The organism is Enterococcus raffinosus, from assembly GCF_019175485.1.
GTDB lineage: Bacteria > Bacillota > Bacilli > Lactobacillales > Enterococcaceae > Enterococcus_A > Enterococcus_A raffinosus.
Genome location: NZ_CP072889.1, coordinates 386500 through 404401, shown reverse-complemented (window position 1 = coordinate 404401; position 17902 = coordinate 386500). Strand labels below are relative to the sequence as shown.

The window sequence follows — 17902 nt, the reverse complement described above, 5'->3', positions numbered from 1 at the left end:
CATGTTAAAAGAATAGACGATAAGTGGAGAAATAGTTTTACTGTTGAGTCTGAGGAGCGTGGAATGATGAAAAGTAGTCTTTTGAGCATTTGCAGATTAATTAATACGATGAATCCAACTCTGACCGAACCACAAAACTCGGTTGTAGCGGTAAACATTGATCGAGAAGCGATCGAAGAAATACGGAAAAGAAAAGGAATTCCAATTCGAACACTAGAAAGAAAGATTAATCTTTCAAAATCTAGATATTACCGATGGCTGCGGTATCAAACAGATTTACCGCTTGAATTGGTGATGGGACTAAAAAAAGTTTTAAATATGTCAGATCGAGAATTATTAAACCTATTTGTTTCTTCTACAGATGAGCAGATTCAAATGTTGGGATTAGTAATTTATACCTCTCTATCGAACAAGGAACGAGAGTGTAAACAGTTTTTAACGCTCCGTAAATCGTTAGAAAAATTTCGTAATGCTAGTGAAGATAATATCTCCTATAAGCTTATATTAACGTATGCCGATTTAGTAGTGCATTGTTGTTACGGGAATGATTCTAGTCAAGAAGTAAATCAAATTGCCGATTATTTTTCATCTATTGATTACTTCACAATGTTTGATATTTTGCTTTATTTAGCAACTTTACGGGTGAATCTGAATTTTTCTTGTTCCAATTCAGTGATGGAGAAAGAAAGTATTATCCTAGAAAATAGCATACTGAAGAAATTTTTGAAAAATCAGTCAAATGAGTGGAAAGATATTCTTATTGGCTGTGTGATTGACTTATCTTTATGTTTTGTGGATATGAACAATCATAAACAGGCGATTAAGTTGTTGAATAAGGCGACGTCAATTCTAAAGCAACAGCATGGTGAAAATCTGCAAACAAAAGAAATTTTTCAATTTTTAGCTTATCTATATGTAAAGAAAGATATTTCTAGTGAGGATGTCGTCATTCAAAAAATCAAGTCCGATATGGCTAATTCGTCCTTTTATTTACCAAGAAATGAATTTGATTTCTTCAAAAATTTAACTATCAAGGAGAAATGTGTCTTTGAATAAGTGGGTAACCTATATTGTGGAAGGCCAGTCTGTCGATTCAGTTTCTAAAGCTAGAGGAGATGTAGCGACCGTAGCTGAGTCAATTGGTTATAACAAACTGTACATCTATCGTTACTTCGATGAGCGAGAAGATGAAAGAGCCCTGACAGCAAGAATTGATGGGATTACAGCTGGAGTAGCTAAAGGAGATTTAATTGTCTATCAATATCCTAGCTATAATCAGTTTCAGTTTGAGCAAACCTTTGTTGATCGAGTAAAGCAAAGAGGTGCAAGACTTGTTTTATTGATCCATGATTCTGAGTTGCTGAGGGATAATAGTTTCCTAAAAGAGATTCATTTGTTTAATAAAGCAGATATGCTTATTACACATGGAGAAAAGATGGAAAATAAGCTAAGAAGTTTTGGCATTTTGACGCCAATGATAAAAAAAGAACTATTTGATTATTTAGTAAATGAGCATCAGATACTGTTCACTTCTTCGCTTAATCGTTCACTTGTCTTCGCAGGAAATCTACAGAAGTCTGTATTTTTAAAAGACTGGAGATATCAAACAGGAATTGATGCTTTTGGGCTTAAGGGCGATATTCCTTTGGGTGAGACGGTAAATTACAAAGGTGTGTATTCTCAGCCTGAGTTACTTAGACGAATACCAAAGGACCGATTTGGAATCGCTTGGGACAACGATTTATTCCAGGGAGGAAACTATCAAGAATATACAAAGTACAATTCGCCGCATAAGGTTTCATTGTATTTGGCGTTAGGTCTTCCTGTAATTGTGTGGCAGGATTCAGCGATAGCAGATTTTGTAGTGAAATACAGACTAGGTTTTGCCATCAGTTCGTTGTCCGAGATTGATCCATTAATGGCAGGCATTGAAGAGGATGAGTTAAAACAATTAAAGCAACGGGTGAATCGATTCGGCTGTCTATTAAGAGAAGGACTTTTTACAAAACAAGTTTTAATTCAAGTAGAGCACGATATTCTTCTTAAAGAAATGGAGTAAATAGAATGACGATGATTGGCTTAGAAAACGAGCTTGAAACTAGCAAAGCTACGTTAAATGAACTACTACAACGTATCGATACGCTCGTTGAAGTTCGAGATGTAAAGATCAGTGATTTAACAGAACTAATTTCAGAAATAAAAACTATGAAGAACATAACTTTGGATAATTTTTTTCAAGTGAGAGAAAGCATTGATCTATTAGCTTCAGAATACACTAAAATTGATGAACTCTGTTGCTACATTAATGGCTTCACTGCCTGCTATGACCAAGTAGAAGAAATGGTAAAAGATGTTGAAACGATCTCGGTAATGATTGAAAAGCAGGAGGAGCAGTTGCGAACTCTTTCTGCATCAATTTTAGCGTCAGAATAATAAGAAGTTAGTTGTTTTAAGAATGGAATGGCGTAATAAAGACTATTGGAGGAGCTTATGGTGAAGAATATAATAGCACTAGATATTGATCAGTTTAGAGTGGGGATATCTAGCACAAATTATAAAGAGATTTTTAGTTCAGTGTATTCAGGAGTAAAAAAAAATTCCTGGAAACCGTCTTTTTTTAACAATCAGACAACAGATATAGAAGGGAGTGAGATTAAACTACCCGACATGTCCGAGACCATTTTATGGGGGATCAAGAAAAGGCAGAGTCGACGGACAAACGCCTATCATACGTTTGGAGATGTTCTTGAACAAATAGAAGAAGTTGATTCGCTTAATCTAGTTAGAAGCGCCCTTTCCTATCTAGCGAAAAATCGTCGTGATCTGTTTGATGAAGTGGAAGAAGATCAGCTTAAGTGTTCCATTTTCATAGGAGTAAATTCTAAAAGTTCAAAGGAATTAATGGAAAATGAACAGCATTTTGAAGGATCATTTGAGACCACTGTAGATGGCAAAAAGCTATCTATCATTATAGAAAAAGCTGTACTTGTACCAAAAACCTTTTGTTCAATATTGGAAATTGAACACGGACAGTATTATAAACATGATGAAGGAAAAGTTCGCGTGTTTGATGGTCTTAACTATGTCATCGACGTGAGTGACCACCATGTAAAATGCGATGTGTATGATAATGGAGAATTAATTAAAAGCGAAAATATTTCACATGGTATTTATGAATTCTCAGACCGTATCGTACAGGAATATAAGACAAACTGTGTTCAAACGGACAAACGTCCGCTTCAAATTGATAAAGATATGGTTTATAACGTTATCACAAATAGTGAATCACTGCTTGTTGTTAACGGCCGCCAACAAATCGATTTGACTGATTTGGTACGTGAGGAAACGAATGAGGAAACGAAGAAAGTATTGTCTTATTTAACAAAGGATAGTGATGTTCAGTATGCAGATAATGTCATTATCAGAGATTTGGAATCAGGGATTATTAATCAAAAAAGTGTGAACCGGTACTTAGAAAGTTTTGGTTTAAATTGTGTACAGCTAGACAATAAAAGTGCATGTGGGATTTATAGTTTTGGAACGATTTTTTTAGGAGACAACTTTCGCGATCGTCATGAGAGCAAGGAAGAGACGCAATCAGAAACAATTTTATCGCTATCGGATTCAGAATATTCAGAAGAAAATGATACGAAAACTGAAAAAAGTATTGTATCGGTGTCTGATGAAGGAGATTCAGACTTAGGGACGGTAAGCGATCAAGAAGTGGAGCCAGCTTCTATCAGCGAGACTATGCTTGAAGAAAAACCAACAGAAACTACAGATGAAGTAGCAGATATTTTAAAAGAACAAGCTGACCTGTTAAGTTCATTGGTTGGATTTGATGACAATCCTTTATAGGTCGTAGAATGAGGCGTTTAATTGAAATGATAAAGAAATCAGTAATTAGTTGGTTGCTAGTATCGATTTTTTTGCTCTCAGGCTGTTCTTCCGAGTGGTCTACTACAGCAAATTCCAGCTTGGAAAAGGAAGTAGCACTTTTAAAAACTGAAAATTCTAAACTAAAAAAGGAACTAGCAGAAAACAAACCGTTGAAGAAGGAAGAATCAACAAATGAGGATTTACGCTTCACAGAGGAGGTAAAAACTTTCTCGAATAATGAAAGCATTGAGTTTGGCGATGGAGAGAATAAGTTGGCTGAAATGAAAATTGTGGAGGCCACCACGAAACCTTCTTCCTTTCCTAAAGGAATGAGGGAATTGGAAAACTATAATATCGAGCGTATGGTTGCAGTGACAATTGAGTATAAAAATATTGATATGGACACTCCATTTTTGCCCTACTTGCAATCTTTTCAAGCTTTTTCGAAAGATGGCAAACGATTGACACCAGTAAATCAGCAAAAAGGTCAAGATGAGGTTCCTAAAGGAAAATCGAGTACCACTCAAATTTTTTGGGAGTTACCAGTAATAGGTTCTGATTTCAATGAAGTTGAAATTGATTTTGTTTCAGGAGATCAACGAGTGGCGACCTTTGCACTAAATGTTAGCCATTAGTTATATTACGGAGAAGGAGGGATTTGAACCCTCGCACCGTGTTAACGATCTACACCCTTAGCAGGGGCGCCTCTTCAGCCACTTGAGTACTTCCCCAATCGACTATTTTATTATAAGCAAAAAAAGTTGGACTAGTCAACAACACAGCAGATATCTAAAAAATAAAGTTTATGTTATTTTAATTTTTTTTTCATTTATGAATACCTTTGTTAGTTCGCTAAAAAAAAGAACTACTATTGTTTTAGCAGAAAATGTTATTACTATTCTGGAATGGAAGATTATTTTTTATTGATGAAATTTTTTTCGTAAAATGAATCACATTTAAAATATTAGTTATCTATTAATTAGAATCAATAGAAAGTTAGGGATAATATTCTTAGATAAAAAACTTATTTCCCAATATTGATACATTTTAATCTACTTATAATGTTCTGTGAGATAATTCCTTCAGCACCACGGAGAAATACAACAAAATTATATAGAAGAAAGGGGAGTTGTGCTTAATTATGAGTCGTAAAAATAATTTGTATAAGCTTTTGAGATCGAATAAAAAAGAGCGATACAAGATGTACAAGAGCGGGAAACATTGGATGTTTGCTACTATTACTGCTTTTACTAGTGTGCTAGGAGCTAGTACTTTAATCACACCAGATGCACATGCAACATCCACTAGTCCTGATGATACAGGTATGGAAATTGATACAGATGAGGTACTCGCTAACCAGAATACCGCTCAGATTCCAGCTTCATCTACCCAAGATAGTACAGCTGTAGTAGATTCGGAAAATATCACAAATTCAACTACAGTGGAATCTGAGAGCACTACAGAATTATCAAGTCAAATAGAATCAGAAAGTACGACACAGTCAGAGAGTCAAACAGAATCAGAAACGACCTCCGAGTCACAAAGTCTATCCGAATCAATGAGCGTATCTGAATCAATTAGTTTGTCGGATTCGACGAGTCAATCTACTTCAGTTAGTGAGTCGATTTCAACGAGTGAGCTTGCTGCATTGGATGAAAAGCAGTCAACAAGTATTTCTGATTCTATGAAAAGTTCAGAATCTTCTAGTATGTGGGTTTCAACCAGTTTGTCCGAATCAATGAGCAACTCTGTTCAACGAAGTGCGACAAATTCATTAAATGAAGCAAAGAGTAAGCAACCTTCTGTTCAAGAGCAAAGTAAAACCGATACTAATAAGGCCAAAGAACTTTTTGATCAAATTACTCCAAATGGTACAGAAGTAAAAGTTGATTCAGCAACGAAGGAACTCGTTTTTACTATGAAAACCGGGGTGGCACCAAGTACTGCTTTAATTCATGCCGCACAAAAATATGCGGCTGCCAATGACTTAATTGCGTATTTCTCCGTTCGAGGAGCTAATGGAAAGTCTACGAAAATCAATGTTTCCTCAGATCCAGATATCAATCGTGAGGATTTTGAAGATGCGATTAACAGTGGGCAAACACCTAAAAATCCGACCTCTGTTACGGTAACAGCTTCTGATCAGGTTACAAATAAGGAGGCATACAAACAAACAGCTATAGCTAATGGAACCTATGCGGCGGTAAATGATTGGGCGACGTTAAAAGCAGCGTATGGGGATAATTCTATAACCTATATTGAAGTAACTGCTGATTTTTCTGCAGAATCTGGCGTAGCTGTTCGAGATTTAGGTTGGCGTCAAAACGGAATAATCATAGATGGTGGCGGACATACTGTAAACATGGAGCGTGCAGCGTTTAATGTGGGTACGTCTTCCACAACGAGAGGATCAATATTTACTATTACCGATATTAATTTGATCCACTGGCAAAGTGGGACTAATAGTGGTGATAGTACAGCGGCCGATGGAGTAATTGATTCACGAAACGCGACTGGCGGATATGGTTATTGGAATTTCAATATTAATAATGTAATCCTTAAAGGAAATGGTGGCACTACCACTAGTGATTCAGGACGTCGTTTATTAGATGCTGAAGACAGCAAGGTTACTCTTTCGGGTACAGTTAAGGCTGACGTAAAACAAGAGTTAATGCAGATAGGTCAAGTTGAGATAGTTAATGGGGCACATGTCGAGTTAAATCGAACAGTGGGCACAACTGGTTACTCTATGTTCTACTTTATGGGAATTAGGGCTAATAATGCAGCAGATACAGGATTTGACCATACGTTTACAGCCGGAGACGGTGCGACAATTATTGGTAATGAATTAAGTACGTATAATTCTAATAACTATCCGCTAGTTTATTACGGTTATAACGGAATATTAGTAGGGGACAATGTTAATTGGACACAAGATGGGTTTCAAATGCTGTTGGACTTAGATCGTTATACTGGTAGCAATCGAAGTGGACGTACAGTTACATTCGGTCAAAATTTGAAAATGACTGCAACTAGAACAGTTGGAAATAATTCATTGTATGCAACAAATAATTCTACAGTAACCTTTAATGCAGGGACTATTTTAGACTTGCAACAGTGGAATAATAATACCGTTGTTCGTACAGATAGTGGCTCGAAAATCATTTTTATCTCTCCGAAAGCACTACATTTAGCGAGATTAACGAGCTCTGGAGCGGTGACTAATGGTGCAATATTCACTGGAGCGGGAACATTTACCATGAATAATTCACAAATTAGTACCTGGCAAGGGAGCGATTCACAAGCAGCGACACCTAATGGAAATCGAAATAATAAATTTGCTGAAATGACTATTTCAGGAAGTACAACTACTATTAAGGATACTGCTGGAAACATAACTACATCTAATATTGTTGATAGTAGTACTCGCGAATTAGCAACTGTAGCCATAGATCCAGGTACTGTAAAAGTTAACTATGTAGATCAGTATGGAAACGTCATTAAAACAATTGACGTTCCTATCGACAAAGATGCGAATTACATTGGGCAGTATATTAACTTAGTAAATAAAGATTACGCATTAACAAACATGCCGCCGAATTATATGTGGGCAATCGCAAGCCAAGTTCCAGCTTCTGCATTGGTAGATAAACAAAGTGGCGGAGATAGCACAACAACGGCTGATGATGGTGATGCTTATGGACAGGCGAACGTGGCCATTGTTCCAATGGAGGGCACAGAATATGTTTACAATATTTACGTTTATGGTGTTGAAAATAATAATGTTCAATATCAATACGTAGATGCTAAAACAGGAATGGTGATATCCGCGGATTACTTGAGCTCAGGACAAGAAGCGTCGGGGACGAACTTACCACCTGCGAACTATGGAAATATTATTGATTGGTTAGATACGTACTATACTACGACTAATGTAGCTTCAGGGTATCATTATGCAACTGGGGCTGAGCTGAATGGTTTTGTGCAACCAACTTCAACAACTGTTGGAACAGATGCTACTTTGGTTACAATTTATGTTGTAGCAGATATTCAAACCGTTAACGTAACTTTTGTTAATTCAGATGGGACTCCTTTAGTAGGTCAAGTTCCAACGGTTTCGATTAATGGAACATCAGGAACTGAAATTAGTTATGCGGATTTGGTATACGGTTATCTAACTGAGGCAGGTTATTATGCAGATGCAAATGGTACATTTATTTTTGACTTTACAGCGAATGGAACCAATACAACAGATGCCGAACCACAAACTTTAACTATCACATTGTATCCTGACTATCAATTGGCTGGGGTCATCTCTAATACCCAACCAGCTACTGATCCAGCAACCGGTAATCCTTATGACCAATTACCGACGAGTGTTTCTGAGGGACAATACGGTGCAGCCGGTGTCTCCAATGGGACAATTGTTTTAGGTGTAACGGATGCAGATTTAGTTAGAAATGGATATATCTATACAGTGACTGGTCCAGATGGACAAGTTTATGCGACATTAGCTGAGGCTTTGGCAAATAACAGTTTGTTTGATACAACTTCAAACAATGGTATTTCAACGGATGGTTCACCACAAGCCTTCACTGTAAATTATGAGGTCGATCCTGTGTCTGAATCAACGTCAACATCAGAAAGTGAGTCTACTTCTAGATCAGAGAGCGAAAGTAGTTCTATTTCTAACTCAGATTCAGATAGTGAATCCACTTCACTTTCACAATCTATATCAGAGAGTGAATCAATTTCAGAATCCGAAGACTCCACGTCTGAATCAATTTCGGAATCTATATCAGAGAGTGAATCAAATTCTAATTCAGAAAGCGAAAGTATTTCTTCCTCCGAATCTGTGTCTAAGAGTGAATCGTTGTCAATTTCAATTTCAGACAGTGAATCTGACTCTAATTCAGACAGTGAAAGTGAGTCTACATCTGAATCGCTTTCTACAAGTGAATCTATCTCTAATTCAGACAGTGATAGTGATTCCTTATCGGCTTCAATTTCAGAAAGTGAGTCGAATTCAGACTCAGAAAGCGAAAGTTTATCAATTTCGGAATCTATATCAGAAAGCGAATCAAATTCTAATTCAGAAAGTGAAAGCAAAAGTATCTCCGAAAGTAGCAGCACATCCGAAAGTATTTCCAACTCTGAATCACTATCTCTTTCAGTGAGTGAAAGTATTTCAGACAGTGATAGTGAGAGTGATAGCAGCTCTATTTCTGATTCCTTAAGTGACAGTGAGAGCAATAGTACTTCGAATAGTAATAGTACATCGGAGAGTATTTCCAATTCTGAATCACTATCTCTCTCAGTGAGTGAAAGCTTGTCAGAAAGTGATAGTAAAAGTACAAGTGAGTCCATTTCTAATTCACTTAGCAATAGTGAGAGCGAAAGTGGCAGCTTGTCAGACAGTGAGAGCACGTCAATTAGTATTTCCAATTCTGAATCGTTGTCTATTTCGATAAGTGAAAGCCTAAGTGAAAGTGATAGTAAAAGTACAAGTGAGTCTACTTCTGATTCACTTAGTGATAGTGAGAGCGAAAGCGGTAGTTTATCAGACAGTGAAAGCACATCAATTAGTATTTCCAATTCTGAATCGTTGTCTATTTCGATAAGTGAAAGTGATAGTAAAAGTACAAGCGAGTCTACTTCTGATTCACTTAGTGATAGTAACAGCTTAAGTACATCTGTCAGTGACTCAAATTCAATCAGTACAAGTATTAGCAAAAGTGAAAGTCTAAGTGTAAGTGATTCAAGATCCGATAGCACAAGTGTGAGTGATAGCGAAAGCAATAGCTTAAGCACGTCAATCAGTGATTCAAGATCTGATAGTACAAGTGTGAGTGATAGCGAAAGCAATAGCAATAGCTTAAGCACATCACTAAGTGATTCGAACTCAATCAGCACCAGCATTAGTACCAGCGAAAGTGCAAGTATCAGTGATTCGATCAGTGCATCAATCAGTGAATCTATTTCGACAAGTACGAGTGATTCGGCAAGCGAGTCAACCAGCTACAGTGGCAGCACATCAGTAAGTACGAGCACAAGTACAAGTGATAGTACGTCAATCAGTGATTCGAGCTCAATTAGTACCAGCATTAGTAATAGCGAAAGTGCAAGTATCAGTGATTCGATCAGTGCATCAATCAGTGAATCTATTTCGACAAGTACGAGTGATTCGGCAAGCGAGTCAACCAGCTACAGTGGCAGCACATCAGTAAGTGCGAGCGATAGTACAAGTGACAGTACGTCAATCAGTGATTCAAGATCCGATAGCACGAGCGTAAGTGATAGCGAAAGCAACAGCTTAAGTACGTCAATCAGTGATTCAAGATCTGATAGTACAAGCGTAAGTGATAGCGAAAGCAATAGTTTAAGCACATCACTAAGTGATTCGAACTCAATCAGCACCAGCATTAGTAATAGCGAAAGTGCAAGCATTAGTGATTCAATCAGTGCATCAATCAGTGAATCTACTTCGACAAGTGTGAGCGATTCGGCAAGTGAATCAACCAGCTACAGTGGCAGCACATCAGTGAGTGCGAGCGACAGTACAAGTGACAGCACGTCAATCAGTGATTCGAATTCAATCAGCACCAGCATCAGTGATAGCGAAAGTGCAAGTATCAGTGATTCGATCAGTGCATCAATCAGTGAATCTATTTCGACAAGTACGAGTGATTCGGCAAGTGAATCAACCAGCTACAGTGGCAGCACATCAGTAAGTACCAGCACAAGTACAAGCGATAGCACGTCAATCAGTGATTCGAACTCAATCAGCACCAGCATCAGTAACAGTGAAAGTGCAAGTATCAGTGATTCAATCAGTGCAACAATTAGTGAATCTATTTCGACAAGTGCGAGTGATTCGGCAAGTGAATCAACAAGTTACAGTGGCAGCACATCAGTAAGTGCAAGCGATAGTACAAGTGATAGTTTGTCAATCAGTGATTCAAGATCAGAAAGCACAAGCGTAAGTGATAGTGACAGCATTAGCTTGAGCACGTCAATCAGTGATTCGAATTCAATCAGTACAAGTATCAGTAATAGTGAAAGTGCAAGTATCAGTGATTCGATCAGTGCATCAATCAGTGAATCTATTTCGACAAGTACGAGTGATTCAGCAAGTGAATCAACCAGCTACAGTGGCAGCACATCAGTAAGTACGAGCACAAGTACAAGTGATAGCACGTCAATCAGTGATTCGAATTCAATCAGCACCAGCATCAGTAGCAGTGAAAGTACAAGTATCAGTGCATCAATTAGTGCGTCAATTAGCGAATCCATTTCGACAAGTGCGAGCGACAGTACAAGCGATAGTACGTCAATCAGTGATTCAAGATCTGATAGTACAAGCGTAAGTGATAGTGACAGCACTAGCTTAAGCACGTCAATCAGTGATTCAAGATCAGAAAGCACAAGTGTGAGTGATAGCGAAAGCAGTAGCTTAAGCACGTCACTAAGTGATTCGAACTCAATCAGCACCAGCATTAGTACCAGCGAAAGTGCAAGTATCAGTGCATCAATTAGTGCGTCAATTAGCGAATCCATTTCGACAAGTGTGAGCGATTCGGCAAGTGAATCAACCAGTTACAGTGGCAGCACGTCAGTAAGTGCGAGCGACAGTACAAGTGATAGTACGTCAATCAGTGATTCAAGATCCGATAGCACAAGCGTAAGTGATAGTGACAGCATTAGCTTGAGCACGTCAATCAGTGATTCGAATTCAATCAGTACAAGTATCAGTAACAGTGAAAGTGCAAGTATTAGTGATTCGATCAGTGCATCAATCAGTGAATCTATTTCGACAAGTACGAGTGATTCAGCAAGTGAATCAACCAGCTACAGTGGCAGCACATCAGTAAGTGCGAGCGACAGTACAAGTGATAGTACGTCAATCAGTGATTCAAGATCCGATAGCACAAGCGTAAGTGATAGTGACAGCATTAGCTTGAGCACGTCAATCAGTGATTCGAATTCAATCAGTACAAGTATCAGTAACAGTGAAAGTGCAAGTATTAGTGATTCGATCAGTGCATCAATCAGTGAATCTATTTCGACAAGTACGAGTGATTCAGCAAGTGAATCAACCAGCTACAGTGGCAGCACATCAGTAAGTGCGAGCGACAGTACAAGTGATAGCACGTCGATCAGTGATTCCAGATCCAATAGTACAAGCGTAAGTGATAGCGAAAGCAGTAGTTTAAGTACCTCAATCAGTGATTCGAATTCAATCAGCACCAGCATTAGTAATAGTGAAAGTGCAAGTATCAGTGAATCTATTTCGACAAGTACGAGTGATTCGGCAAGCGAGTCAACCAGCTACAGTGGCAGCACATCAGTAAGTACGAGCACAAGTACAAGTGATAGTACGTCAATCAGTGATTCGAGCTCAATTAGTACCAGCATTAGTAATAGCGAAAGTGCAAGTATCAGTAATTCGATCAGTGCATCAATCAGTGAATCTATTTCGACAAGTACGAGTGATTCGGCAAGCGAGTCAACCAGCTACAGTGGCAGCACATCAGTAAGTGCGAGCGACAGTACAAGCGATAGTACGTCAATCAGTGATTCGAATTCAATCAGTACAAGTATCAGTAACAGTGAAAGTGCAAGTATCAGTGATTCGATCAGTGCATCAATCAGTGAATCTATTTCGACAAGTACGAGTGATTCAGCAAGCGAGTCAACCAGCTACAGTGGCAGCACATCAGTAAGTACGAGCACAAGTACAAGTGATAGCACGTCAATCAGTGATTCGAATTCAATTAGTACCAGCATCAGTAGCAGTGAAAGTGCAAGTATCAGTGATTCGATCAGTGCATCAATCAGTGAATCTATTTCGACAAGTGTGAGCGATTCGGCAAGTGAATCAACCAGCTACAGTGGCAGCACATCAGTAAGTGCGAGCGACAGTACAAGTGATAGCACGTCGATCAGTGATTCCAGATCCAATAGTACAAGCGTAAGTGATAGCGAAAGCAGTAGTTTAAGTACCTCAATCAGTGATTCGAATTCAATCAGCACCAGCATTAGTAATAGTGAAAGTGCAAGTATCAGTGATTCAATCAGTGCATCAATCAGTGAATCTATTTCGACAAGTACGAGTGATTCGGCAAGTGAATCAACCAGCTACAGTGGCAGCACATCAGTAAGTACGAGCACAAGTACAAGTGATAGCACGTCAATCAGTGATTCGAATTCAATTAGTACCAGCATCAGTAGCAGTGAAAGTGCAAGTATCAGTGATTCGATCAGTGCATCAATCAGTGAATCTATTTCGACAAGTGTGAGCGATTCGGCAAGTGAATCAACCAGCTACAGTGGCAGCACATCAGTAAGTGCGAGCGACAGTACAAGTGATAGCACGTCGATCAGTGATTCCAGATCCAATAGTACAAGCGTAAGTGATAGCGAAAGCAGTAGTTTAAGTACCTCAATCAGTGATTCGAATTCAATCAGCACCAGCATCAGTAGCAGTGAAAGTGCAAGTATCAGTGATTCGATCAGTGCATCAATCAGTGAATCTATTTCGACAAGTGTGAGCGATTCGGCAAGTGAATCAACCAGCTACAGTGGCAGCACATCAGTAAGTGCGAGCGACAGTACAAGTGATAGCACGTCGATCAGTGATTCCAGATCCAATAGTACAAGCGTAAGTGATAGCGAAAGCAGTAGTTTAAGTACCTCAATCAGTGATTCGAATTCAATCAGCACCAGCATTAGTAATAGCGAAAGTGCAAGCATTAGTGATTCAATCAGTGCATCAATTAGTGAATCTACTTCGACAAGTGCGAGTGATTCGGCAAGTGAATCAACCAGTTACAGTGGCAGCACGTCAGTAAGTGCGAGCGACAGTACAAGTGATAGCACGTCGATCAGTGATTCGAACTCAATCAGCACCAGCATTAGTAATAGCGAAAGTGCAAGCATTAGTGATTCAAACAGTGCATCAATCAGTGAATCCATTTCGACAAGTGTAAGTGATTCGGCAAGCGAGTCAACCAGTTACAGTGGCAGCACATCAGTAAGTGCAAGCGATAGTACAAGTGATAGTACGTCAGTTAGTGATTCCAGATCAGACAGTACAAGTATCAGTAACAGCGACAGTACAAGTGACAGCACGTCAATCAGTGATTCAAGATCCGATAGCACGAGCGTAAGTGATAGCGAAAGCAGTAGCTTAAGCACATCACTAAGTGATTCGAACTCAATCAGCACCAGCATTAGTACCAGCGAAAGTGCAAGTATCAGTGATTCAATCAGTGCGTCAATTAGCGAATCTATTTCGACAAGTACGAGTGATTCGGCAAGCGAGTCAACCAGCTACAGTGGCAGCACATCAGTAAGTGCGAGCGACAGTACAAGCGATAGTACGTCAATCAGTGATTCGAATTCAATCAGTACAAGTATCAGTAACAGTGAAAGTGCAAGTATTAGTGATTCGATCAGTGCATCAATCAGTGAATCTATTTCGACAAGTACGAGTGATTCAGCAAGCGAGTCAACCAGCTACAGTGGCAGCACATCAGTAAGTACGAGCACAAGTACAAGTGATAGCACGTCAATCAGTGATTCAAGATCCGATAGCACGAGCGTAAGTGATAGCGAAAGCAGTAGCTTAAGCACATCACTAAGTGATTCGAACTCAATTAGCACCAGCATTAGTAATAGTGAAAGTGCAAGTATCAGTGATTCGATCAGTGCATCAATCAGTGAATCTATTTCGACAAGTACGAGTGATTCGGCAAGCGAGTCAACCAGCTACAGTGGCAGCACGTCAGTAAGTGCGAGCGACAGTACAAGTGACAGTACGTCAATCAGTGATTCAAGATCTGATAGTACAAGCGTAAGTGATAGCGAAAGCAGTAGCTTAAGCACATCACTAAGTGATTCGAACTCAATCAGTACAAGCATCAGTAACAGCAACAGTGCAAGCATTAGTGATTCAATCAGTGCATCAATCAGTGAATCTATTTCGACAAGTGTGAGCGATTCGGCAAGTGAATCAACCAGTTACAGCGGCAGCACATCAGTAAGTACGAGCACAAGTACAAGTGATAGCACGTCAATCAGTGATTCAAGATCCGATAGCACGAGCGTAAGTGATAGCGAAAGCAGTAGCTTAAGCACATCACTAAGTGATTCGAATTCAATCAGCACCAGCATCAGTAGCAGTGAAAGTGCAAGTATCAGTGCATCAATTAGTGCGTCAATTAGCGAATCCATTTCGACAAGTGTGAGCGATTCGGCAAGTGAATCAACCAGCTACAGTGGCAGCACATCAGTAAGTGCGAGCGACAGTACAAGTGATAGCACGTCGATCAGTGATTCCAGATCCAATAGTACAAGCGTAAGTGATAGCGAAAGCAGTAGTTTAAGTACCTCAATCAGTGATTCGAATTCAATCAGTACAAGTATCAGTAACAGTGAAAGTGCAAATATCAGTGATTCAATCAGTGCATCAATTAGCGAATCCATTTCGACAAGTGTGAGCGATTCAGCAAGTGAATCAACCAGTTACAGTGGCAGCACATCAGTAAGTGCGAGCGACAGTACAAGTGATAGCACGTCACTAAGTGATTCGAATTCAATCAGCACCAGCATCATTAGCAGTGAAAGTGCAAGTATCAGTGCATCAATTAGCGAATCCATTTCGACAAGTGTGAGCGATTCGGCAAGTGAATCAACCAGCTACAGTGGCAGCACATCAGTAAGTGCGAGCGACAGTACAAGTGATAGCACGTCAATCAGTGATTCAAGATCCGAAAGCACGAGCGTAAGTGATAGCGAAAGCAGTAGCTTAAGTACCTCAATCAGTGATTCGAACTCAATCAGCACCAGCATCAGTAACAGTGAAAGTGCAAGTATCAGTGATTCAATCAGTGCATCAATTAGTGAATCTATTTCGACAAGTGCGAGTGATTCGGCAAGTGAATCAACCAGTTACAGTGGCAGCACATCAGTAAGTGCAAGCGACAGTACAAGTGATAGCACGTCGATCAGTGATTCGAACTCAATCAGCACCAGCATTAGTAATAGCGAAAGTGCAAGCATTAGTGATTCAATCAGTGCATCAATCAGTGAATCTACTTCGGCAAGTGTGAGCGATTCGGCAAGTGAATCAACAAGCTACAGTGGCAGCACATCAGTGAGTGCGAGCGACAGTACAAGTGACAGCACGTCAATCAGTGATTCCAGATCAGATAGCACCAGCATCAGTAACAGCGAAAGTTCAAGTATCAGTGCGTCAATCAGTGAATCTATTTCGACAAGTGTGAGTGATTCGTCAAGCGAGTCAACAAGTTACAGTGGCAGCGCGTCAGTGAGTGCGAGTGACAGTACAAGTGATAGCACGTCGATCAGTGATTCCAGATCAGACAGTACAAGCGCAAGCAATAGTGAAAGTGCGAGTCTATCAGCAAGTTATAGTGGAAGTACGTCAGCAAGCATAAGCGAAAGCACAAGCTTAAGTACCTCGATTAGCGCAAGCGAAAGAAGCGAATCGCAAAGCTACAGTGGCAGCACGTCAGTAAGTGCAAGTGAAAGTACAAGTGATAGCACATCAACGAGTGACTCAAGATCGGATAGCACAAGCGCAAGTAACAGTGAAAGTGCAAGCCTATCGGCAAGTTACAGTGGAAGTACGTCAGCAAGCACAAGTGAAAGCACGAGCTTGAGTACCTCAATCAGTGATTCAAACTCAACAAGCACGAGTACTAGTCTTAGTGATAGTACAAGCACAAGCACATCAATTAGTGATTCGAGATCGGACAGTACTAGCATTAGTAATAGCGACAGTACAAGTTTGAGCACCTCAATCAGTGTAAGTGAGAGAAGCGAATCGCAAAGCTATAGTGGCAGCACATCAGTAAGCGCGAGCGACAGTGCAAGTGATAGTACGTCAATCAGTGATTCAAGGTCGGATAGCACAAGCGCAAGCAATAGTGAAAGTGCGAGTCTATCAGCAAGTTACAGTGGAAGTACGTCAGCAAGCATAAGCGAAAGCACGAGCATGAGTACGTCAATCAGTGACTCAAACTCAATCAGCACGAGCATTAGTAACAGTGACAGTACAAGCTTGAGTACCTCAATTAGTGCAAGTGAAAGAAGCGAATCGCAAAGCTATAGCGGTAGCACGTCAGCAAGCACTAGCGATAGTACGCGCAATAGCTTAAGTACAAGCGAGTCAGCAAGTATGAGTAGCAGCGCTTCAATGAGTGCGATTGCTCCGACTTCTGTAAGCACGTCGACAAGTAGTCGTGGAGGTACTACAGGATCAACGCCAAAATCACAAATTGGTGGTTCTGGATTAGCCTCTTCAGGGGGAGTATCACGCACAACGAGTTCAGGTGGAACAAGTTCTTCTGGAAAAGAATATCCGAAAACTGGTGAATCACTTGAATCAAGTTTACAACTTTCATTCGTTGGGTTAGCAAGTGTCCTTGCAGCAATTGCCTTAATGAAAAAGAAAGATGAAGAACAAAAAGACTAATATTCATAAATGAAATAGGTACAGGGTTCAATTGATCAATAATTGAACTCTATACCTTACTCAATAATTGAAAACGGCTTTTTATCCAAAGGAAATTTTCCTTTGGATTTTTTATAGTGTGCCAGGCAAAGCAACTAATTAGGTGGTGAAAGTCCACTGCGAGGGTACACATCGACCAATCGCTTGAGAAAAGCAAGGTGGCATTTGTGAATATGTGACTGAGGGAAGCGTGTATCAAAGTCTTGGCTCGACGAACAGAATGATACCAAGGCTCGGTAAGTGGAAAAGGTTCCTATACAAACTAACGTCCAAAAGATGTGCGTAAACTTATCGGGTAAATCAGGCGAGTAAAAGAGGAAAGTTAGTTAATTTTTCCCTTTGCTCGATTGTAAAAGAACATATGCAATAACTATATTTCCCATTTTGATAAATCAACTGTTTATTAAATGTATTCCAAAAAATGGGAGAAAATATTACTTGAAAAAAATACTTTAAATCGGAATTGTAGAGCACCTTAGCTGA

6 protein-coding genes and 1 tRNA gene are annotated in these 17902 nt (G+C 39.6%); 6 read left to right on the top strand and 1 reads right to left on the bottom strand.

Annotation, left to right across the window (positions count from 1 at the left end; all coding sequences use genetic code 11):
• Window positions 1-63 precede the first annotated feature (63 nt).
• Genes J9537_RS16585 through J9537_RS16565 form a run of 5 tightly spaced genes read left to right on the top strand, consistent with a single transcriptional unit; the run spans window position 64 to window position 4514 of the window.
• Window positions 64-1056, top strand: coding sequence for a helix-turn-helix domain-containing protein (locus tag J9537_RS16585; protein ID WP_083284988.1), 993 nt, complete (start codon window positions 64-66; stop codon window positions 1054-1056).
• On the top strand, window positions 1043-2059 hold the full coding sequence (locus J9537_RS16580) for a glycosyltransferase (RefSeq protein WP_245001355.1): 1017 nt from the start codon (window positions 1043-1045) through the stop codon (window positions 2057-2059). The genes J9537_RS16585 and J9537_RS16580 overlap by 14 nt, the downstream gene beginning before the upstream one ends.
• Window positions 2060-2064: 5 nt before the next feature.
• Window positions 2065-2433 (top strand): hypothetical protein, encoded by a 369-nt coding sequence (locus tag J9537_RS16575; RefSeq protein ID WP_010744230.1) that lies wholly within the window; start codon window positions 2065-2067, stop codon window positions 2431-2433.
• Window positions 2434-2490: 57 nt separating this feature from the next.
• Window positions 2491-3858: a hypothetical protein gene (locus tag J9537_RS16570; protein ID WP_010744231.1), complete on the top strand. Its 1368-nt coding sequence runs from the start codon at window positions 2491-2493 to the stop codon at window positions 3856-3858.
• A 26-nt stretch (window positions 3859-3884) separates the two neighbouring features.
• Entirely contained in the window at window positions 3885-4514 is a 630-nt protein-coding gene (locus J9537_RS16565) for a hypothetical protein (protein ID WP_070509700.1), read from the top strand.
• An 8-nt stretch (window positions 4515-4522) separates the two neighbouring features.
• Here the strand turns inward: J9537_RS16565 and J9537_RS16560 are convergent.
• Window positions 4523-4610 (bottom strand) — tRNA-Ser (locus tag J9537_RS16560).
• A gap of 470 nt (window positions 4611-5080) precedes the next feature.
• Between J9537_RS16560 and J9537_RS16555 the strand changes: the two genes are divergently transcribed.
• Entirely contained in the window at window positions 5081-17380 is a 12300-nt protein-coding gene (locus J9537_RS16555; RefSeq protein ID WP_245001354.1) for a KxYKxGKxW signal peptide domain-containing protein, read from the top strand.
• Window positions 17381-17902: the final 522 nt, after the last annotated feature.